Raw genomic sequence first — 19,640 nt, forward strand, 5'->3', positions numbered from 1 at the left:
CAAAAGTGAACGATTGGCTGCCCGCAACGATTTCGCCAACAAAGTCGTCCATCACGAACACGGCCCCATTCGCAGGATCTTGTAGCAGAACCTTCTGGACGGCCTTTCTCCGCAACTGCGTGTCGAACGCGATCGTCCCGGTGCCTTGCGGAAGCATGTCAAATAACGCCGAACCCTCAAGCCGCATGGTCGACGCGTCCATTTCAACGCGCATGCCATGTTCGACCAGCGCCTGCATTTTGGCGCGAAACTCGGCCTGATAATCCGGGACTATCTTTGCCGAGAAATGAACCGGTTCTTTCGCCCGAAAGACTACTTGAGTTGCTCCTCCGGCAAAGTTCACCTGAACCGCGAATCGCGAGTCTGCCTTCTCCAACTCCTGCTCTGCCAGACGTACCATCTCGGCGACCGCGGTAGAAACGGAACGCCCCAACGGGAGCTTAAAGATTGCCGCCCGCATCAGGGCAAACTCCGTCGCCGAAATTGGCGTCTCGCCGCGCTCGCGATCCGCTGCTTCTTCTGCTTGACGTTTCCAGTCCTTCAACATCGCCACCGTGTACCTGTCGGAATCCCGGTCAATCATCGTGGCGCAGTTCTGGCAAAGCCAGACTCCGTTATCGATGTCGCTGCGCTCGGCAGACGTCATTGACGGGTCGTAGCGCGCGGCTCCCGGCCCAGGTGCGGCCGCCGTGATGTGCGCAGCCTGACCGATACTGTTGACCTTTCGTTTGTCCGTCGTCGGACCAGTCGTCGGCTTACGACATGCCGGATTCGAACAATGCGTGCCTGCTCGAAGGCAAAGTGTCGTCTTGTCCTTGGGGCTAAACTCGTCTCGGTTGCTTCTTGCCATGGACTGGTGTTTTCCTCTCAAGCGAATGCAAATGTGTTCCCTAGTCTAGCGTTACCAAGGCAACGCCTTAAAGAAACTCGACTGTGCAAATAAGCCGTTTGGCCGTCGATTGCAAGTCGGTCTTGACGAATCCGCTTTCCGCAGAAAATGGACGGAGCGCTCTTGCAACTAGCTATGCCTACGGGGAACAACAGTTTAGGTCTCGCCATTGCACGGCGCACACCTCTGGGCTCGGGATGAAGTGCTGGCAACCGATAGTGTCGGGGTCCCTCCTTGCCCTGTTCCCCCGCCCCCTTACTAGGCGGATGGCCCGCTAATCGCTCCGCCTTCGAGCTGCGCGCATCGCCGAAGCGGCCGACGTATGCACGACTGCACCGGATAGCTTTGGGTTGCCCGCACCGAAGGAACTTGCGAATCGATGCCAGATTGCGCGTCAAATGCCCCGCTACCACAGCCTCGTGGAACTTCGCGACCAGCCGGTCGTGTTCCTACATGGCAGAACGTCCGCCCGCCTCGCCGGCGACCGACTCACGATCGGCAATCGATGCGGCGTGACCAACAGTCTGCTCACCACGACTACCCGACGTCGCTTCCAGTATCGGCACGACTGCCTCGTGTTGCGGCATAGTCGTCATTCGGTCGGATGCGACTGCTGTGCGACCGGGCGCGACCGGCCTGATTCCTGCTAGGTACCGGGCGAAGCCGGCCGTGCCTTCGAGCACGACCACACACGTGAAATCAAGAAGCGGATTCAGTCGCGCTTCGGTCGTGTCGAGCCAGTGTGCGACCAGCAACGTCACCGGGTCGGCCCGGCGCGACTCAGGCAGCTCTTCCGCGCGACTGGCCTGGGTGGGCCTAGGCCAGGCAGAGACTCGACCGACGCGGGATTAGGCAGACGATCGAGCCAACTTGCGTGCAACCGGCGTAGATGGCCGCGATGCAACTACGGGAAGCCCTCGGTCGGTCTTTGGGACAATCAACGTTCGGATTCGCTCCGCTCGCTCCTCGAAAGCCTCCGTTACTTCGAGCGATACCACTTCGCGACCCGGTATCCGGCATAGCCCAACCCAGCTGCCACAACAACTGGAGCGGCAGCGGTGATCACAATGCCTGCAGTCATGCCACCGCCAACCACGCCACCAATTGCGGCGAGGCCAGAGGTAATTCCCGCCGCGCTCAAGCCCGCGGTACCTGCAGCGGACACGGTGGCAATTGCGCCACCCACACCCGCCGCAGCGCCGCCGATGCCGCCAACCACCGCGCCCGTAGTTTCGATGGCAGAATTTTCTTCCTTTACCGACATTTGAAATCTCCCAAGAATTCGACCGTTCCGCTTGTTCGCGATGGCGTATGCGGCGTTTCGCAGCCACGGCTCGTCGCCGGCAAACGCCCTGCTAACTAAGCGTATACGGCACAGTCCGGGGAAACTTGAGGCAGAGCGAGAATGCAGCAGTTGCCGCTATGCTTATTGAGTGACCCAGGTCGAGCGTTTCATCGCTTTTCGCGGTCGTCCAGGACCACCCAACCGCTTCTCGCGAGTCAATCCCATCGTCAACAGCTTTGACTTCACCTTGGGCTTCACCCTCACGCGCTGGCCGTCCTTCGCGAAATACCACGTGGCATATCGAGCGAGTGCCCTGACCTGCGACCAGTTGCCGCTATTTATACGGCCCACGGCCCATCGCTGCCGCTTTTTCATCTCTTCTTTTTTGGGATTGATGTGGCAGTTGTGAACGTACCCGCGATCGTTCGTGATCTTCTTCCAGTACCGCTCGATGCGCTTCGTCCAGTACTTGACGCTTTTCACTTTCTGGCCGTCGAAGAAGAAGATACAGTGAAAGTGGTGGGGGCCATCATCGGAGCGCTCCAGCTTCACGATATAGCCGATCATGTGCTCGAACAGATCCTTGTCGGCGCCGTACTGATTCTTGAAGTTGAAGAACTCCGTTCGGTCGCTCAAGGCAATCTCAACGTCGATTCGCGCTCTGTTTTCCGCCTGTATGGCTCGCTCACGCTCTGCATCCATCGGTGCGGACCAAGCGCTTGCGTCGCCGATCTCCCAAGCCGAGCGTACACGCGTTGCTTTCTCATTCGGCGCCACCGTCAGATAGCCCATATCGACCCGGACGGCCAACATCTTCGAGTACTTCCGGGCTAGCTCGATGACGTATTTTCGGATCGACTTTTTCTCATCTTTCAATACCGCTTTCCAGTCAGCGATTTTCTTTTTGACGTTAACGGCTATCGCCTCGCGCCTGAGGTACGTGACGAAGTCGTTGAACACCTCCGCTTCGCACAACCCGTCTTCCAAATTCCACCTCCTTCCTTGAAACAAGCAGTAGCCGATCTTCGGATGATTGCGAAAGCATTCGAAGAACAGTTCAAGATCCGGACTGTAGGCTTGACCTTTCCAGTACAAATCCATGAACTGATGGCATTGACGATAGAAGCTTGCCAAATGTGATGCTTCCGTCACCTTCTTGCGCTTGCCGTTTTGATCGATATTGAATGGCATCAATTTCGAATACAGCACTGCATCCATGAACTTGATCAGCCGCTTGAACAGCCAGCCGTAGTCGCCAGTCTTCCAAGTGCGATCCTCTCTGGTTCTGTGACCGAAGCATACTTCTTCTTGCTGGGCAAGCTGCTGGAATGTTTGATCAAGGATGTCCCGCTTCTTTTCTGGGATAGAGTCATTCATAGCAAACCTTCTTTTCTCTTTCACATGATTTAAAGTTTTCCTTAGTGATGAATATGACAGCATCGAAGAAGGAATTATAAAATCAACACCTCCAGTCAATACAACCGATGATCTCACTGGTTACCTAAATTCACGACCATATTAAATGCAGGCATTCCTTGCACACGGAGTCAAGAAAGTGGAAAAGATCGACCATTATTCACCACATAATGATTAAGAGTTGTCCCGACATTTCTTACCTGAAGGCATAAAACAAATAAGCGGGATCGACGCCCAATTTAGTGCGATGTCATGGACCAAAACATGCCAAGCCGCATCATGACCAGTTGGGTGTGCAAATGGGCTGCGGCAATCGTGCTCGACGGCCCAAAGAGGTGATGCGGACTACGGCCTAAAGCAGGTGCGATTTAGATCGAAGCTCGCCCCAACCGCGACGGCGCGAATTTGGTTACCTTCGGCAGACGTCGATCTACGAACCACAAAGCAAAGGAACAATGCCCGCCCCCGGATTCGAGGACGGGCATGCACCGATGCATGCCGCTCATTGCGGATTTCCGGAAATGCGGTTCGGAAGTTCTGCCACGAGCGCACTCCGCAATTGCTGCTGTTCGGGCCGAGTCAATTCATCTGCGTGTCTTCCGACCACCGAGTCGACGACGTCGGCATAGTAAATCCCAGCCTCGTTGTTGCTAGCCTGGTCTCCGTTATGTACAGGCGGAGGGCGACGCTTAAGCTCGTGATCGACCTCCTCAAGCGCATATCCGAGAATTGCCGCAAGCATTCCGTCTTGCGCCTGCGGCTCTTGCCGCACGCTGCGACAATCACCTACGCTCGCTTCACCAGCGATTGATGCGATCGGCTGTGGCACACCGGCGAACTCCCGATACTGCCCAACTTGTTCAACTTGCCCAACTTGCTCAGGTTGTCCAACCTGCCCATGTTGCTCAAGTTGCTCACCGAATCGCGGCGTCGAGAACGCGCCATTCATCGGCATCGGGTATTGCGGCGGCATCGCCGGCGGATATTGCATATACGGCACTTGCGGCGAGGGGTAGCCCACAGGCGGGGCATATGCGTGACCAAGCGGATAGGGCGAGTTGTGCATGAACGGCACCACACCCGGCGTACCCAACGGGCTCAAACCACTCACCGGGTTGGGCTGGCCGAACGGAGCTGAAGCACAGCTATTCAACGACCAGCACCAGTGACGCATGCCGACCGGACGAAACTTGTTCACCCCCATTTCGTCAGACGCCCGCCGAACGGTTGCCCATGACAAACCGGCATCACGAACCAGATGGGCAATCTCGTCGGACGGCCTGGGGCCACCCGCAAGCAGGCTCGTCAGGAAAGCGGCTGCCTCCTGTTTGCGGTCCTCGCGGCAAGGAGCGCTACCGCCTTCGGCATCCCCAAGAATCTCCTTTGGCGAGCCCTCGACCGGACCATCCCAGGTCACCTTCGAGCTGTGCGTGACGCCCGCCTGGACAATAGGAATATCGACCGGATCGATGTGGTAGGCGAAACCACCCTCAACCGGACCGAGGTTCGACTTCGCCCGCACGAGCACGCTGCGGGATGCACCGTCATCACCACCACCCTCATCTCGCGCAACAACCCACGCAATGCGCGACAGCGCGCCGATCGCCACGCTGCCGTTCACGCGATCAAGCGGATCTTTCTTTTTTGAGCCCTTGTTCACATGCGTGAGACCGAGGATCGCACAACCGGTACGTTCGGCTAGCGCGACTACTGGATCAAGCGCCTTTCGCACCCGGCTATTGTTGTTAGATGCCGGAATCGCATGGGCGATCGAGTCGATGATGATGAGAACAACGTCACCGCGCTGGGCTACTGCGGCTTCCAGTCCCGGCAAGTCGGTCTCAAAGTCGAAAGCACGATTACGGCCGCGCTCCTTCTTTCCATACAGCACCAGGACACGACGCAGATCAGCACCGGCTGCGACCAGGCGCGGCATGACCGTATCTTCCACGCCGTCCTCACAAGTCCAGATCACAACTGTCCCCAAGGGAGCGATTGTCCCGTCGGGTAAGGTGCCGCCACTTGTAAAGGCTGCGCCAACCGCGAGCGCTAGCGTGGTCTTGCCCGTCGCTGGCGGCCCAGCGAGGATATGGAACTTGCCGCGTGCGAGCCAGAACTTCCACAGCCAGAGAATCGGCAGCATTGGAATTTCGCTGGCGGGCACGAGATCGACACCGTTTCCGCCTCCATTGAAGTTTCCACCACCCATGAAATTAGCGACCTGCATGTTGCCCCCCGCTGTTCTGGATGGTCACCGCACGCAGCCCTTGCAGCCGGCGGCGCAACTTGAGTGCAGTCGCCTGCGAGCACCCGAGGTAGCTACGGATGCCCGCGACGGTTGGCTGGACCTTGCCTTCCGAGACGTCGTGCATCAGATGCATGAGCTGGGTGTCGATCTCGTTATCCAGGCAGCAGGGCGTAATACGGTCGTCGGCAGGCACTGCCTTGTCCGCCTCAACGGGCACACGCTCCACGCCGCTACTGGCAGCGACGACAGCAGCGGTCACGGCGTCACCACCGCGGCGGCGCACGGGCATCACCAGGTACCAGCCAAAGACACCAATACCGTCGAGCACGCACGCGTACACGAGGCCGAGGAGCAGGCTCACGCTCGTCTTGCCCAGTCCGGTCAGGTCCGCGAGTCGCACGGTTACCGGATCGTCACGCATCGCGTCACGCTGTTGCTGCGTCCGGTCGACGAGTACCACCTGACGATCTTCGGCCGCTTCGCGCCGCTTTGCTTCGTCAGCTTCGATTGCGAGCGCATCGAGCGTCGCAGTGAGCGTGGCGCGGCGCACATGCTCGCTGGTGCAATCGCCATCGCAGCGATGGTTGTCAATAAAAGCCAGTGATTTGCGCGCGCTCGCCTGATCGTGGGCGATGGCCGTAAGGCTGCGCCCAGCCGTGTCAGCCACTGGTACACGCGCAGTGTCCGGCACGCTTTCAGCCCTGCGGGTGCCCGCATGCTGCTGTGCCAGTTGGAAAAACGAAATCTGACTACTGAGCGTGGCCACCAGACCCGCCGTGCACAAAACAGCCACCAGGCCACGCACCGCGAACGACTGTCCGCGACTCAGCGCAGGTAACAGATGCACGCCAGCAACCGTCACGACCGGAAGAGCCGTGCAAGCCAGCCGTTCCGCGAGAGTGGCGCCACGCTCCAGACCTGAAAGCGCCGCGATGTAGAACGACGTCGCCGTTGCCGTGCCCGCCAGGGTCACCTTTGCGGCTTGCAACGAATTGCGTTTTACCCGAGAGAACGACGCATGGCTGTCGCCTGCATTGTTGCCACGATCATCGGCGACTGGTGCGCGATTGAAAATCAGTCGAATGAGCGGGGCCATTTAGATTACCTCGCCACGCAGAAACATCTCGATGGCCTCTGCGTCCCACATCAAACGACGGTTGGGCAGTTTGACGGGCTTCAAACCGAAATACGTACCCGTCTCCGAATAGCGCTTACGGACCGACTGGGGCAGGACGCCCACCGCCGTAGCCATGGCATCAGTGGTAAGGGGGCCATTGCGGGCGGAACGTGCCCGTTGCGGCTGGTCGGACGCGGCTGCCAGATTTGCCGTGGTCTGATACTGCTGTACGGCGCGGAGCGCCGTGTTGTTTGCGTTGCTGTCCATGAAACTCTCCATATATAAGCGAAATAGCGAAGTGTGGTTTCGCGCTATGTGGAGCCCCGGAGCCGGTCAATGTCGAAGACCGTCAAACGCTTTAACTCCACAAATTTCAGCGCATGACGGAATATATGGAGTATGTTCGGCCGAGTCGCCCCGATGTACGCGAATGTACGCTGACGAACTTCATCGGCCCTGAAAGGGGCTGTGGGAAAGGAAACAGGGGAAGTGGGGAGGACTCGTACCGAACCTGGAGAAGGTTCAGTGAGCGGGCAATCTTCGGGGTGCCGGGGTAATAACGGCCCGGCGGGATAGAATTAGGGGCAGATTTATCCGCCCCGATCCGAAAAAAAACGATCCCGGTGTGCCGGGCTACTACCGCGGAGCGAAGTGTTTTGCTTTTAGTCTATTCAGTTGCACACGCAACGAGTCCCGTTTGAGGATATACACGCTGTCGTCGCCCATCCTGACGGGCAGCGATTTGCCGGAAACGTACGCTTCATTCTTTCTGTCGATCGCTCGGCGATCATCCAGAATGCGAATCACCAAGGGAAATATGACCTCGATAGCGTAGCGGTCCTTGCCCTTCGAAACTGCTTCGCGTTGTGCCTCGACAATGTCGTCAACCAGCGGATGCCAACTACCATCGTCCCCGATATCGGTCAGCTTCTGAAACGACTCCACGATGCCAGTCGGAAGGATAGCCTTGTTCGACGCGATTCCGTGCAGCTTCAGGAATGCATCAAGCCAAATCCGGTCAAAGAAACGGATCTCTTCATTCCAGCATAGCTCTTCGAGCCATGCCACAAAAACCACCGGATCGAGTTCCAGCAGGTACTCGTTTTCATCCTCGCATTTAGTGTCCCAGTGCTTGAGCACCCTTCGTGCATCCAGAAAGCGCGTGGACCCGGTCGTCGCAAGCATTTCACCGTCAAGTCCGCGCAAATGCTTCTGGTTACTCTCCGGGATGATTTCCTCGCCAGCTTCGTCTATTTTCCATAGACCTTGAAGCAACTCTTCGAATTGCTTCACCCAGAACGACGGAGGTTTCTCCGAATTTTCAGTGTCGTCGGGTGTATTGGTCCAGTATTCCGTTGGAACAATTCCCGACAACAGCAAGGCTCCCATGATTGGAGTCCATTTCCCGAAGTCGTAGTAGTAGAGCTTCGCGGCGTATTCCACCTTCAGGTTGAAATCGATCGCCTCTGATCCCGGGAGAGTTGTCGTGGTCGCCATGGTCGTATTTGAGTGAATGTTTTCGATGCTTCTCAATGAAATGTTCAAGGCAACATACGCCTTTGTCGTGACCGGTCGTCGATCGCTACCCCCTGCTGCGCGCCGATAATCCGGTAAGGCCGGTCGCCCCGAACGATGGATTTTATCGTGCGCCTATGCACTTTGGAGGGGCGCGGGCATGCCAATCCAATGTCGGCTAAAGGAAAGGCGTCATCGGAAAGATTTGATGACGCAACCGTGCTGAAAAGCTCGATTGGACCGGCGCGCAGCGCAATACGGATGCATCGGCTCTCGACGACAACCCTATGCCTAGCGTTTGCGACTACTGCACGGACTTGTCCGGCAATGCCCCGGAAGAGAAGCCGGCTTCTTTCAGTATCCAAGCCTCGATTCTCGTATGCCACATGCGCAGCAAGTCGATCGGGCGTCGACGATAGTGCTTCTCCGCAATGGGCGACCGCTTGTGCCTTTGGATCTGCGCGACAACACCGACTGGCACTTCGACCCACTCCGCCAGCGTGCCGAACGAGCGACGGAGGCCGTGTAATGTGACGTGCGGGAGCTCCGCCCCGGCAAGCGCCTTGCTGTGCGCGACACACGGTTCGAAAACCTTACCGTCCTCCGAAGGATTGCTGGCGAACACCCACTGCGACTTCGCACACGTCTCGCCTCTTTGGGCCAAACCGCCACTTCCCGCCTGTTTGGTGGAGTCTTAATGATTCGCTTTGGTCCCGCAAGACAGATTGAAGCTAAGGCATGAAATGGATGACGCGTTCTGCACCTCGCTCTCGCTGTGTAGGGCCGAGCGCATGCGTCGAGAACACCGCCGACTTCCCTTTGACGCAACAAATCACGTGCGGGTTGGCTATCGTCGAAATCAAGACGATTCGGTCTCCGCCGCTTGATGCTCGACCGTTTCGCGGTGATCTCTTCGGGCCACACGAGCTCCTTTGCGCGGCAATGGCTCGGGCTTTTGGCACAGCGAACGCAGTTGGTTATGATCTTCGTAGCGGGGCGTATAGATCGTGGCGCTGCCAACGCGAACGTCGGGCATGCTCGCAGCCTTGTGATCGCTGGCTGCATTCCGGCGACCGCCAATCAGAGCGATCTCTAGACCTGTTTCGGTGTGCTCCGAGCGATCCGGCGATCGTTACCTTTTATGAGATTCGGAGCTGGATGGATTCGCGCTACCCAGATGCCAACACGATCAGAACGGAGTACCGGACTGTGTTGGTCGCCTATTGCTGAGTCGAACCGACGAGTTTGGGGGATTTTCAATCTTGGATACAAAGCAACGTCCCAAACGCTGGCACAAGGCACTCGCAGGACTGCGAGCAAAGATCGATCAAGATATAGCAGCGGTGAAGCAGCTTAAGAAACAATACGAATGGAACCAAGCGCACCTTGGCGAAGTTTGTCCGCATCGAGTAAGCCACACTTATGCAACATGGGAGCACTTCTGCAACGCGGGACAGGTTTTGATTGCCACTCACCACAAGTCGGTTGCTCGCTTGTCCTTGGCAAGCTACGAGCGGGGGCTCGCCTTGCTCAATGCCATCTGCTACCTGACAGACGAGCGCGGCTACGCGGTGAGTATGGCCGGCAGCGAAGAAAGATTGCGGTTATCGCGAGATGGAGCTCATGTTCAGATACGGGTCGCGGAAAAAATGACCAGATCACGTCGGGATCACTCGAGTAATCCGGGTGCTTGGAACCAACTGCAAACGCTCACTCCGACGGGCCGGCTTACGCTGATCGTTGAACAGCAAGGCGTGGGGCAGACGGAATTAGTCGATCAGCCGGGCAAGCTGCTCGAGGATCAACTCACGGACGTTTTGGCTGCTGTCACCCAACAGCACCAAAGGTCGCTAACGCATATTGCTGAACGAGCACAATGGAAGCGGGAAATCCAGGAGACGGCACTCAAGAGACGAGAACAGGAGTCGAGGGATCGAGAAGTCCAACAAAGGGCCGACGAGGAAGCACGGCGCCGTCTAGTACTTATTGCGGAAGTCGAGGACTGGCATCGAGCGGAACTGATCCGCGCCTACCTTTCCGTTCTGGACAACCGGTTGGCAGATGGGGGTTATGCGACAGACGGTTATGAGCAGTGGCGGGCGTGGGCCCTCAGGGTTGCCGATGGCCTCGATCAAAGCGACCGCCGAGTCGACGTCCCTCCCGCCGCGAGTCCCCCCGTCCGCTGAGACGCATGGATCGAGATGGTTCCAGACGGATCAAATCCGGTTACATGGCGGTTACATGGGTCGCACAAATGAAAAAGGGTTACAGGAAAATCACCTGTAACCCTTTGATATTCTTGGTGGAGAGGAGGAGGATCGAACTCCCGACCTTCGCATTGCGAACGCGACGCTCTCCCAGCTGAGCTACCCCCCCAACGTGAAAACAATTCTAGCACAGGCTTTTTGCGTTTGGACAAGCCCCCGGCGTGGCAAAACCCGGGGGCAAACCGGGCGCTAAAACATCACTTCGACGGCGCGCCAGCCAGCACCCAATCCACCACGGTGCGAATGTCAGCATCGCTCATCGACTGATGCGCCGGCATGGGAATCATCCCCCATACGCCGGAGCCGCCCTCCTTCACCTTGCGCGCCAATTTTGCCGGCGCTTGCGCATCGCCCTTGTACTTCGTCGCGATCTGCTGGAACGACGGGCCGACCAGTTTGCGGTCCACCGCGTGACAGCCCATGCAGGCGTTCGAGTTCGCAACGATCTGACCACGCGGCGCATCGGCCGCACGCGCTGAAGAGGCAACGGCACCCGCCAACGCGCTAACCGCCAACAGCGCGGCAATGAAAGCAACGCCCCGCTTCATGGCGTCGTCGCCGCCGGATTGCCCGGATGCACCGCGTTCGAATTGTTGACCGGCGCCGGCGGCTGCTGATCGAGCGGACGCGAACTCACCGATGAATCGGGAATCGTACCGACGGTCGGCGCGTTCGCGTCAGGCTGCGAAGCGGCTGCCGGTGCTGCCGCTGCTGCAGCGGCAGCCGCCGCCGCTTCCTGCGGCTGAATGTACTGGAACACCTTCACGACCTGCACCACGCCCGGCACGCGGCTCGCGACGTCGGCGCCGCGATTGCCTTCGTCCATCGTGACAAGACCCATCAGATACACAGAGCCACGCTCAGCCACGACTTTGAAGTTGTTCGCCGAAATATTCTTCTCGGCGATCAACGCGGTCTTCACGCGCGTTTCCAGATACGTATCATTGGTGCGCGACGAGAACGAGCTCGCCGGCATGATCGCCAGTTCGTTGACGATCGTGTTCACATTATTCAAGCCACGCACGATCGTCTCGGCCCGTTGCTTCGACGCGTCCCCCGCCACTTCGCCAGTCAGCAGCACGCGCCGGTTAAACACCGCGACGTTGACGTGCGCGCTGTCGGGCAAGTTCTGGCTGATCTGCGACAGCGCCTTCACCTGCAACTCGCGATCCTCGGTCTGCGCGCCGAGCGTGCGCCGGTCGGTCGCCACCAGCGCGCTGCCCCCCGCCGCGCCGGCAACGGCGAGAAAGCAACCCTGCAACGTCGCGGACAGTCCCGCCGCGAACCCGACCACCAGCACGGTTCTCACCAGTGTCTTCTTGACGCGGAATACGCTCATCAACTAGCTCTCCTTCGGAATCAATCTCAGTCTTCGCCCAGCAACATGGCATCGATGCCGTCGCACAGACAATGGATGGTCAGCAAATGCACTTCCTGAATACGCGCAGTGCGATCGGACGGCACACAAATATGGATATCGGTATCGCTCAGGACGTCCTGCATGCGGCCGCCGCCCTTGCCGCTCAGCGCGACCACGATCATTTCGCGCTCATGCGCGGCCTCGATCGCGGCCAGCACATTGGCGGAATTGCCGGACGTGCTGATGGCCAGCAGCACATCGCCCGGCTGGCCGAGCGCCCACACCTGCTTCGAAAAAATCTGCTCGAATGAGTAGTCGTTCGCGATAGCGGTGAGCACGGATGTGTCGGTGGTCAGCGCGATCGCCGGCAAGCCCGGGCGCTCACGCTCGAAGCGGCCGATCAGTTCGGCAGCGAAATGTTGCGCGTCGGCCGCCGAGCCGCCGTTGCCGCACGCAAGAATGCGACTGCCGTTGGCAAGCGCAGCGAACATCGTGTCGATCGCAGCGGCGATCGGCATCGACAGGGTTTCGAGGGCTTCGAGTTTGACTGCCGCGCTATCGCGGAAGTGTTGTTGAATGCGTTCGACTGACATCGAGTCTCTATTTTCTACCGCGAAGGGACCGCAATGCGCGGCCGTGTTGTGAAGTCGTATTGCGAAGTCGTGCCGCTCTGATGAACCCTGCCGGCAACTCGGCGGGTAGGCGCAAAATCATCGCGAAATGCGCTGCTTCCTCGCTGTGTCCTTTACGCCGGCGGCGTCCACCAAGCCCGCACGCGAGCGCAAGTTTATCGCACTAACACGCGTTTTCCGCGCACTGCATCAGACTTCATCGGCGCGAAACGCATCGCGCAGCCACACGAGCCGGCCCGCTTCGAACGCAATCACGTCGAAACGGCATGCAGGCTCATCGTGCGAATGCCTGCTGCGGGTTGCGAGAAAATACCGCGCGGCACGCACGATCCGCTGTTTCTTTTGCCACCCGATGCTCGCTGCCGCGCCGCCGTAACGCTGCTGCGTACGCGCGCGAACTTCGACAAACACCAGCGCGCCGTCACGGTCGCGCATCACCAGATCGATCTCACCACCCCGGCACAGCACATTGCGCGCGACGAAACGCAAACGCTGCCGCTGCAAAAATTCCATCGCACGCGCCTCGAAAGCCGCGCCGACGAGTTTGGACCCAGTTGGTCCCGAAAAGTTGTGCGGTTGGTTTGGGTGGCACAATGGCGGCCTCGTTCTGTCTGTCTGCGTCTTCTGCCTCATGACTCCTCTCTCCGAACTCGCGCAAGGGCAGCAGTACCCCGCCGCCGCGCTGTATGTGGTGGCCACGCCGATCGGCAACATCGCCGACGTCACGCTCCGTGCCTTGCATGTGCTCGGACTGGTGGACCGCATCGCCGCCGAAGACACCCGCAACACAGGCCAATTGCTCGCGCGCTACGGCATCTCCAAGCCACTCGTGGCAGTTCATCAGCACAACGAGGGGGCCGCAGCGCTGCGCCTGATCGAACATCTGCAAGCGGGCGAACGCGTGGCCTACGTATCCGATGCGGGCACGCCAGGCATCTCGGACCCCGGCGCGAAACTCGTCGACGCCGTGCGCGAAGCCGGTTTCCCGGTCATTCCGCTGCCCGGCGCCAGCGCGCTCGCCACCGCGTTGAGCGCGGCCGGCGACTGGGTCGCGACGTTCTCATTCCTTGGCTTTCTGCCGCCGAAGGCAAAAGCACGCGCCGCCGCACTGCAGCCGCTCGCGCGCCATCCGCACGCGATGGTGTTCTACGAAGCGCCGCACCGGATCGTTGAAACGGTGCAAGCGTTGGCCGACGCATTCGGCGGCGAGCGCAAGCTGCTGATCGCACGGGAATTGACGAAGTTACATGAAGCGCTGCACCGCGGCACACTGGCCGAAGGGCCAACGTGGCTCGCTGCCGATCCGAATCGGCAACGTGGTGAGTTCGTGCTGGTGGTGGAAGGCGCGCAGCCGGAAGCCGCGGGCGAACACGATCACGACGCGCTGCTGGGCATGCTGCTGGAAGAGTTGACGGTGAGCAGCGCGGCAAAAGTCGCGGCGACCCTCACCGGTGCGTCGCGCAATGCGCTCTACACGCGCGCTTTGGAGCTGAAGAAAGACGAGGAAGAATAAGCGGACGGGTAAGGCAAACGAAAAGGGCCGCACGATGCGGCCCTTCGTCTTTCGGCAAACACGGCAAGCATTGCCGCCGTGCAGCCCGGCGTCACGAAGGGCGCTTCTTGCGCGTCCGCGGCCATTACATGACTGCTCTGCGCTCGAACCTTAGTTCGACGCCAGTGTTTGATTCATCTCAGCACGTGCTTCCTGCTGCGTCAAACCTTCAATTTCGACCCGCGCCGTACCGGCATGGCGCATGTGCAGCGCGGATGCGGCGGCCATCGACAGGTCAATGATCCGGCCGCGCGCATACGGGCCGCGGTCGTTGATGCGCACGACCACGGAAAGCGAGGTGGCCGGATTGGTGACGCGAACATACGAGCCGAGCGGCAACGTACGATGCGCCGCGGTCAGCGAGTGCATATCAAAACGTTCGCCGTTGGCGGTGAGTCGGCCATGGAAGGCGCGACCGTACCACGAAGCGCGACCGATCTGATGAAAGTCCGAAATGCCGGAACTATCGTCCGTCATCGGCTTGGCATCGGCCAGCGGCGTGCCTTGGGCGGCTGCATCGGATGCCGGTGCGCTACCAAAAGCTTGTGGGCCGAAGGAACCTGCCTGCGCATTCTTCGTGCTAAGCGGTGCGTCGCTTGCGGAAGTGCTCGCGCCCGGAGGCGTGGCGCAGCCGGCCAGCGCAAAAAAGGCAAAAAGAGTCCCCAGACCACGGGATAACCGAGTTTTCATAAGACGTGCAATCAAATTGTCGAGCCGCATCACGCGAAAAGTTGAGCGTGTTGCCTGCGACTCCGGCGGCAATGGACGACAACGCGCCGCGCAGAAGAGCGCAGTACGTCAAAGCCCGGATGCGGCTCATTCAGCCGCTACCGCACGGTTAATTTTCACGTCTGGCGCAACCTGTCCCCGGCAGCCTGACCAGACCCCACATGCCGCCATCGAACGTGGCAAACACGTTCTTGCGCGCGGAACTCAGCGCACAGGAACGGCGGCGTAGGCCTCACCCAGCGTCACGGCAGTTAAGTCCGTTGCAGGCGCGCGGCGCCTGGCTGGGTAAGACGTGTGCATCGAACGCATCGATACTTGATGGCCGCCCAAAACTGCGACAGCCCATACTTGAGTGGCAATCCGCGTGCCCATTTTTGATGGGGACGCATCGCCGTGTGGCATGCACAATTCCTTGTGCATGGAACGCATTATACCCAAAAGAAATTTTTGGGATGGCAAGCGACTGAAAACCTTGATGAATTTTCACTCCTGCTGCAAAAATGGGCAGCCGAAAGCCCGCTGCGACAGGGCCTCAGCGCCCTCGACGAGCGTCGACGAGACGCCGGTACAATCAACGTTTTTCCAGCGGCGCCGTCATCCATGAAAGTCACCTTGATCCCCGTCACGCCGTTCCAGCAGAACAGCTCGCTGCTCGTTTGCGAGGCAACCGGACGCGCGGCCGTCGTCGATCCGGGCGGCGACCTGGATGTCATTCAAGGCGAAATCGCACGCCAGAACGTGACGGTTGAAAAAGTGTTCCTCACGCACGGCCACATCGATCACTGTGCCGGCGCGAAGACGCTCGCCACGCATTACGGTGTGCCGATCGAAGGTCCGCATCCCGACGAAAGCTTCTGGCTCGACAAGCTGCCGGATCAAAGCACGCGCTTCGGCTTTCCGGCAGCCGAGGCCTTCGAACCGGACCGTTGGCTGCAAGACGGCGAGACCGTGCAATTCGGCAACGAAACCCTCGAGGTCTATCACTGCCCCGGCCACACGCCGGGCCACGTGGTGTTCTTCAGCCGCGCGCATCGCCTGGCGCTGGTAGGCGACGTGCTGTTCGCCGGCTCGATCGGCCGGACGGATTTTCCGCGCGGCAATCACGCCGATCTGATACGTGCGATCCGCGAAAAACTCTGGCCACTCGGCGACGACGTCACCTTCGTTCCGGGCCACGGTCCCACCTCCACGTTCGGCGCCGAACGCCGTACCAATCCGTATGTGGCAGACGGAGTCAAAGCATGAGCAGCGAAATCTATGTGAGCACAGATGTCGAAGCAGACGGTCCGATTCCCGGTCCGCATTCGATGCTCAGTTTCGCGTCCGCCGCGTACACGGAAGACAAGCAGCTGATCGCCACCTTCTCGGCGAATCTCGAATTGCTCGACGGCGCCAAACCGCATCCGGTGCAGGAAGCATGGTGGAAGACCCAGCCGGAGGCATGGGAAGCGTGCCGCAAGGATTTGCAGGATCCGCTGGCCGCGCTGACGGCCTATGTCGAATGGGTCGAGGCGTTACCGGGCAAGCCCGTGTTCGTGGCGATGCCGGCCGGCTTCGACTTCACCTATATGTTCTGGTACATGATGCGGTTTGTCGGCCGCTGCCCGTTTTCGTGGTCGGCGCTCGACATCAAGACGCTGGCCTTCGCACTGACCGGCCTGCCGTACCGCAAGAACATCAAGCCACGCTTCCCGAAGCACTGGTTTGACGAACATCCGCACACGCATGTCGCGCTGGACGACGCGATCGAACAGGGCGCGCTCTTTTGCAACATGCTCAAGGATCTGCGCGCCGTTCAGGCGGCCACGCTGGCGGCCGGTCGGGATGGGGGCGACTCAGGACAAAACGCCGCTGAGGAACCGGCAAATTAGGTAATCTCCCTCGCCGAAGCCGTTTTACATTGCGTTTCGTTTTCGAGCCCTCTACCATGCGTTGATACGGCGACGCCAACGGAGGCGCAGTTGACACTCGATACGTTCTCTCAAAAAATCCTGCGCCTGCTGCAGCTCGACGCACGCCGGTCCGTGCAAGAGATTTCCGACCAGGTCGGCCTGTCGAGCACCCCGTGCTGGCGCCGTATCAAGGATATGGAGCAGTCGGGGGTGATCCAGCGCTACACGGCATTGCTGGATCGTGAAAAGTTGGGCCTGCACGTGTGCGCCCTCGCGCACATCCATCTCACGCGCCATACCGAGGGCGGGGTCGAACAGTTCGAGCGGGAAATCGCCACCTGCCCGGAGGTCACCGAGTGCTACAGCACGACCGGCGAATCCGACTACATCCTCAAGATCGTCGCGCCGGATATCAAGGCGTACGACAGCTTTCTGCACGAACGCATCTTCAAGATTCCTGCCGTCGCGCAGGTTCGCACGAGCGTCGTGCTGCGCGAGATCAAATTCGATACGCAATTGCCGCTATAAGACTGTGAAGCCGCCGCTCACGCGCTCAGCGTGCGGCGGCTCGGCTAGAAACGTCAGTCAGGTGGCGCCGTGCGATTCCGCAGCCTTGGCGGGGGCGATAGCCTCGCCAGACCCTGTTTCCGCCGAGGCGCCGCTTTCGGCCGGCAGTGCGCCCACCTCCTGCAGCACGTCCAGCTTGCGGGCACCCAGGCTGCGCCTGAGGGCGTCGAGATCGACACGCGCAAGACCGGGCGCATCGCTTTCGGCTGTGCGCAAATCCGGCTGCGCCAAAACCACTTCGACATTGAGCCCCGTGCTCAAGTAGTGGATATTCACCGACGCGGGCTTCAGGCCAGCCGCGGCGAACACCGCATTGACATCGGCGACGACCCGCTCCCTGTTCGGCAGATTGACGGTTGGGCGCGCAACCGCGTCGTTCTCCGGGTCCACATGGATCAGCGCGTCCAGCACGCGGCTGTCGGCGAGCACGCGCAAGCGCGCCGATTCGGCGATGTAGTGCCCTTCCGAGACCGAGATCAGCGGGTCGACCAGAATATGCGCGTCGACGAGCGCGAAGTCACCCATCTTGCGGGTGCGCATTTCATGCACGTCGCGCACGCCGGGTGTCGCGAGCAACAGCGCGCGCATATCGGCGGAGGCGGTTTCGTCGAGCGCACGGTCGGAAAGATCCTGCAACGCATCCCAGCCGAACGTCCAGCCCATGCGCGCCACCATAAAACCGACAATCGCCGCGGCAATCGGATCGAGCAGGCGCACCCCTGCGAGGCTGCCAATAATGCCGAGCGCGACCACCAATGACGAAGCGGCGTCCGAGCGTGCGTGCCATGCATTCGCGATTAACATTGCCGAACGCACGCGTTGCGCTTCGCGCAGCATGTAGCGAAACAGGCTCTCTTTGGAAATCAGCACCAGCACCGCGACCGCAAGCGCGCTCATATGCACGGCGGGGATGCTTTGCAAATCGGCAAGACGCGTCCCGGCGCGCCACAACATACCGACACCCACCGCGATCAGCAACGCACCCAAAAATAACGAAGCAACCGTTTCATAACGGCTGTGTCCGTAATTGTGATCCGCATCGGGCTCGGCGCCGCTGTGCCGATTAGCGATCAGCACGACAAAATCGGAAATCAGATCAGCTAGCGAATGGATACCGTCAGCGACCAGCGCCTGCGAATGGGCAAACACCCCGATGACGATTTGCAGCGACATCAGCACCGTATTGAGCACGATACTGACAAAGGTGCTTTTTCGCGCGACGCGATGTTTCTCGGTGGACTGGACAGCGGTGGCGGAAGACATCTTAGAAACGAAGTGAGAAGTTCAATGCCTGCATTCTACCCGGCGCATCTCGAAATGCGCTGAAGGGAGCACAAAAAAACCTTTTAAATCAGACGCTTATCTAAACGAAAAGCATTCGTGTTCCGGTTTCATGGAGCGCGTGTGACAAAGAGCTACAACCATTCGCCGCGGCAATAAAAAAACCGCGCCCTGGTCGGTACGCGGTTTTTTTCTGGCAGCAGCGGCGCGCTATAAGCGCCACTGATTGACCGTATAAATATTACTTCTGGATCAGAAACTTCTCGCGATCCAGACCTGCGATCCAGCGCGGCGGCTTGCCACGGCCCGACCACGTGCTGCCGCTATCCGGGTCACGATACTTCGGCGCAACGCCTGCACGCGGGCGACCGGCTTTAGCAGCCTTGGCACCACGACCACCACCGAGTTCAGTCAGCGAAATGCCGTAATCGGCCATTTTCTGCTTGATCTCATTCAACACTTCTGCGTACTCACGCGACTTTGCTTCTTCGATCTGCTTTTCGAGCTTCTCGCGCTGAGCGAGTAGTTCCTTGTAGGACGACATAGGTTCCCTTGTGATTTGGATAAATGACTGCCAGTCTTAAGCCAGCTTGCCCTTTGAAGGTGATCATGCCTCGGAATTTGATGGCGAGATTAACACAAAATAGAAAGACTACAAAAGCGTCGTCGTAAAAATTAATCCCTACTCGTTTCAATAAATTTCACGCGAGCGCAGACCCTTTCAAATTGGTAATTTCGCATTTTGCTGAAAAGCGTCGCCACACATCCGTAATTATTGGATTAACTATCAAAAAATGAAATTTAAGATGAAAAATCAGCACCAACATTTCATGCCATGAGAGCTTTTACATGAAATGTCGGAGCATATTGCGACACACGCTCTACCCCGT

At 59.2% G+C, this 19,640-nt stretch carries 19 protein-coding genes, 1 tRNA gene and 2 pseudogenes; 5 read left to right on the forward strand and 17 right to left on the reverse strand.

Translation table 11 applies throughout. The features are described from left to right. The 9 genes and pseudogenes from PQQ96_RS38375 to PQQ96_RS38415 all read right to left on the reverse strand — a co-directional run. Positions 1–646, reverse strand: a pseudogene (locus PQQ96_RS38375) (hypothetical protein); the annotation flags it as partial. Between the two features lie 692 nt (positions 647–1,338). Continuing rightward, positions 1,339–1,650 (reverse strand): hypothetical protein, encoded by a 312-nt coding sequence (locus PQQ96_RS38380; RefSeq protein WP_408302100.1) that lies wholly within the window; start codon positions 1,648–1,650, stop codon positions 1,339–1,341. A 218-nt stretch (positions 1,651–1,868) separates the two neighbouring features. Continuing rightward, positions 1,869–2,153 carry a hypothetical protein gene (locus PQQ96_RS38385; RefSeq protein WP_408302102.1) on the reverse strand — a complete coding sequence of 95 codons (285 nt, stop codon included), beginning with the start codon at positions 2,151–2,153 and terminating at the stop codon, positions 1,869–1,871. A gap of 162 nt (positions 2,154–2,315) precedes the next feature. Next, positions 2,316–3,551, reverse strand: coding sequence for a YagK/YfjJ domain-containing protein (locus PQQ96_RS38390; protein WP_408302104.1), 1,236 nt, complete (start codon positions 3,549–3,551; stop codon positions 2,316–2,318). A gap of 541 nt (positions 3,552–4,092) precedes the next feature. Continuing rightward, positions 4,093–5,817 (reverse strand): AAA family ATPase, encoded by a 1,725-nt coding sequence (locus PQQ96_RS38395; RefSeq protein WP_408302106.1) that lies wholly within the window; start codon positions 5,815–5,817, stop codon positions 4,093–4,095. After that, positions 5,804–6,934, reverse strand: a complete 1,131-nt coding sequence (locus tag PQQ96_RS38400; RefSeq protein ID WP_408302108.1) for a hypothetical protein — start codon at positions 6,932–6,934, stop codon at positions 5,804–5,806. Before PQQ96_RS38400 ends, PQQ96_RS38395 begins: the two co-directional genes overlap by 14 nt. Next, positions 6,935–7,222 carry a hypothetical protein gene (locus tag PQQ96_RS38405; protein ID WP_408302111.1) on the reverse strand — a complete coding sequence of 96 codons (288 nt, stop codon included), beginning with the start codon at positions 7,220–7,222 and terminating at the stop codon, positions 6,935–6,937. Between the two features lie 369 nt (positions 7,223–7,591). Continuing rightward, positions 7,592–8,500 carry a hypothetical protein gene (locus PQQ96_RS38410; RefSeq protein ID WP_408302113.1) on the reverse strand — a complete coding sequence of 303 codons (909 nt, stop codon included), beginning with the start codon at positions 8,498–8,500 and terminating at the stop codon, positions 7,592–7,594. A gap of 274 nt (positions 8,501–8,774) precedes the next feature. After that, positions 8,775–9,178, reverse strand: a pseudogene (locus PQQ96_RS38415) (preprotein translocase); the annotation flags it as partial. Between the two features lie 554 nt (positions 9,179–9,732). Between PQQ96_RS38415 and PQQ96_RS38420 the strand changes: the two are divergent. Further along, complete coding sequence (locus tag PQQ96_RS38420) at positions 9,733–10,656, forward strand: hypothetical protein (protein WP_408302116.1); 924 nt, start codon at positions 9,733–9,735, stop codon at positions 10,654–10,656. Between the two features lie 114 nt (positions 10,657–10,770). Here PQQ96_RS38420 and PQQ96_RS38425 read toward each other — a convergent pair. From PQQ96_RS38425 to PQQ96_RS38445, 5 genes are all read right to left on the reverse strand, one after another. Continuing rightward, positions 10,771–10,846, reverse strand: a tRNA-Ala gene (locus tag PQQ96_RS38425). A gap of 88 nt (positions 10,847–10,934) precedes the next feature. Beyond that, positions 10,935–11,285 carry a c-type cytochrome gene (locus PQQ96_RS38430; protein ID WP_408302119.1) on the reverse strand — a complete coding sequence of 117 codons (351 nt, stop codon included), beginning with the start codon at positions 11,283–11,285 and terminating at the stop codon, positions 10,935–10,937. After that, positions 11,282–12,076 (reverse strand): BON domain-containing protein, encoded by a 795-nt coding sequence (locus PQQ96_RS38435; protein ID WP_120302604.1) that lies wholly within the window; start codon positions 12,074–12,076, stop codon positions 11,282–11,284. Before PQQ96_RS38435 ends, PQQ96_RS38430 begins: the two co-directional genes overlap by 4 nt. A gap of 26 nt (positions 12,077–12,102) precedes the next feature. Further along, positions 12,103–12,690, reverse strand: coding sequence for a phosphoheptose isomerase (locus PQQ96_RS38440; protein WP_408302122.1), 588 nt, complete (start codon positions 12,688–12,690; stop codon positions 12,103–12,105). Between the two features lie 228 nt (positions 12,691–12,918). Beyond that, positions 12,919–13,362, reverse strand: coding sequence for a YraN family protein (locus PQQ96_RS38445; protein ID WP_408302124.1), 444 nt, complete (start codon positions 13,360–13,362; stop codon positions 12,919–12,921). On the opposite strand from PQQ96_RS38445, the gene rsmI reads away from it, so the two are divergent. Then, positions 13,361–14,242 (forward strand): 16S rRNA (cytidine(1402)-2'-O)-methyltransferase, encoded by an 882-nt coding sequence (rsmI, locus tag PQQ96_RS38450; protein ID WP_408302126.1) that lies wholly within the window; start codon positions 13,361–13,363, stop codon positions 14,240–14,242. The two genes, PQQ96_RS38445 and rsmI, sit on opposite strands and share 2 nt — an antisense overlap. 150 nt (positions 14,243–14,392) lie before the next feature. Here rsmI and PQQ96_RS38455 read toward each other — a convergent pair whose 3' ends face one another. Then, entirely contained in the window at positions 14,393–14,971 is a 579-nt protein-coding gene (locus tag PQQ96_RS38455) for a septal ring lytic transglycosylase RlpA family protein (RefSeq protein WP_408302129.1), read from the reverse strand. A 639-nt stretch (positions 14,972–15,610) separates the two neighbouring features. Here PQQ96_RS38455 and PQQ96_RS38460 point away from each other — a divergent pair. From PQQ96_RS38460 to PQQ96_RS38470, 3 genes are all read left to right on the forward strand, one after another. Further along, positions 15,611–16,255: an MBL fold metallo-hydrolase gene (locus PQQ96_RS38460; protein WP_172309632.1), complete on the forward strand. Its 645-nt coding sequence runs from the start codon at positions 15,611–15,613 to the stop codon at positions 16,253–16,255. Further along, positions 16,252–16,881: a 3'-5' exonuclease family protein gene (locus PQQ96_RS38465; protein WP_408302131.1), complete on the forward strand. Its 630-nt coding sequence runs from the start codon at positions 16,252–16,254 to the stop codon at positions 16,879–16,881. Before PQQ96_RS38460 ends, PQQ96_RS38465 begins: the two co-directional genes overlap by 4 nt. Positions 16,882–16,971: 90 nt before the next feature. Next, positions 16,972–17,430: an Lrp/AsnC family transcriptional regulator gene (locus PQQ96_RS38470; protein WP_012431468.1), complete on the forward strand. Its 459-nt coding sequence runs from the start codon at positions 16,972–16,974 to the stop codon at positions 17,428–17,430. A gap of 57 nt (positions 17,431–17,487) precedes the next feature. Here PQQ96_RS38470 and PQQ96_RS38475 read toward each other — a convergent pair whose 3' ends face one another. Further along, the gene (locus PQQ96_RS38475; RefSeq protein WP_408302133.1) at positions 17,488–18,732 is read right to left on the reverse strand and encodes a cation diffusion facilitator family transporter; all 1,245 of its coding nucleotides are present in this window, start codon (positions 18,730–18,732) and stop codon (positions 17,488–17,490) included. Between the two features lie 259 nt (positions 18,733–18,991). Then, positions 18,992–19,294, reverse strand: a complete 303-nt coding sequence (locus tag PQQ96_RS38480) for an H-NS histone family protein (protein ID WP_054037926.1) — start codon at positions 19,292–19,294, stop codon at positions 18,992–18,994. Positions 19,295–19,640: the final 346 nt, after the last annotated feature.

The organism is Paraburkholderia sediminicola, from assembly GCF_046027825.1.
GTDB classification, from domain to species: domain Bacteria; phylum Pseudomonadota; class Gammaproteobacteria; order Burkholderiales; family Burkholderiaceae; genus Paraburkholderia; species Paraburkholderia sediminicola_D.

Excerpts from the sequence above, each read along its gene's own strand:
- PQQ96_RS38475 (WP_408302133.1), bottom strand. The coding sequence starts at position 18,732 with ATGTCTTCCGCCACCGCTGTCCAGTCCACCGAGAAACATCGCGTCGCG.
- PQQ96_RS38455 (WP_408302129.1), bottom strand. The coding sequence starts at position 14,971 with ATGAAAACTCGGTTATCCCGTGGTCTGGGGACTCTTTTTGCCTTTTTT.
- PQQ96_RS38395 (WP_408302106.1), bottom strand. The coding sequence starts at position 5,817 with ATGCAGGTCGCTAATTTCATGGGTGGTGGAAACTTCAATGGAGGCGGA.
- PQQ96_RS38445 (WP_408302124.1), bottom strand. The coding sequence starts at position 13,362 with ATGAGGCAGAAGACGCAGACAGACAGAACGAGGCCGCCATTGTGCCAC.
- PQQ96_RS38480 (WP_054037926.1), bottom strand. The coding sequence starts at position 19,294 with ATGTCGTCCTACAAGGAACTACTCGCTCAGCGCGAGAAGCTCGAAAAG.
- PQQ96_RS38390 (WP_408302104.1), bottom strand. The coding sequence starts at position 3,551 with ATGAATGACTCTATCCCAGAAAAGAAGCGGGACATCCTTGATCAAACA.
- PQQ96_RS38430 (WP_408302119.1), bottom strand. The coding sequence starts at position 11,285 with ATGAAGCGGGGCGTTGCTTTCATTGCCGCGCTGTTGGCGGTTAGCGCG.
- PQQ96_RS38460 (WP_172309632.1), top strand. The coding sequence starts at position 15,611 with ATGAAAGTCACCTTGATCCCCGTCACGCCGTTCCAGCAGAACAGCTCG.
- PQQ96_RS38400 (WP_408302108.1), bottom strand. The coding sequence starts at position 6,934 with ATGGCCCCGCTCATTCGACTGATTTTCAATCGCGCACCAGTCGCCGAT.
- PQQ96_RS38435 (WP_120302604.1), bottom strand. The coding sequence starts at position 12,076 with ATGAGCGTATTCCGCGTCAAGAAGACACTGGTGAGAACCGTGCTGGTG.
- PQQ96_RS38440 (WP_408302122.1), bottom strand. The coding sequence starts at position 12,690 with ATGTCAGTCGAACGCATTCAACAACACTTCCGCGATAGCGCGGCAGTC.
- rsmI (WP_408302126.1), top strand. The coding sequence starts at position 13,361 with ATGACTCCTCTCTCCGAACTCGCGCAAGGGCAGCAGTACCCCGCCGCC.
- PQQ96_RS38385 (WP_408302102.1), bottom strand. The coding sequence starts at position 2,153 with ATGTCGGTAAAGGAAGAAAATTCTGCCATCGAAACTACGGGCGCGGTG.
- PQQ96_RS38405 (WP_408302111.1), bottom strand. The coding sequence starts at position 7,222 with ATGGACAGCAACGCAAACAACACGGCGCTCCGCGCCGTACAGCAGTAT.
- PQQ96_RS38465 (WP_408302131.1), top strand. The coding sequence starts at position 16,252 with ATGAGCAGCGAAATCTATGTGAGCACAGATGTCGAAGCAGACGGTCCG.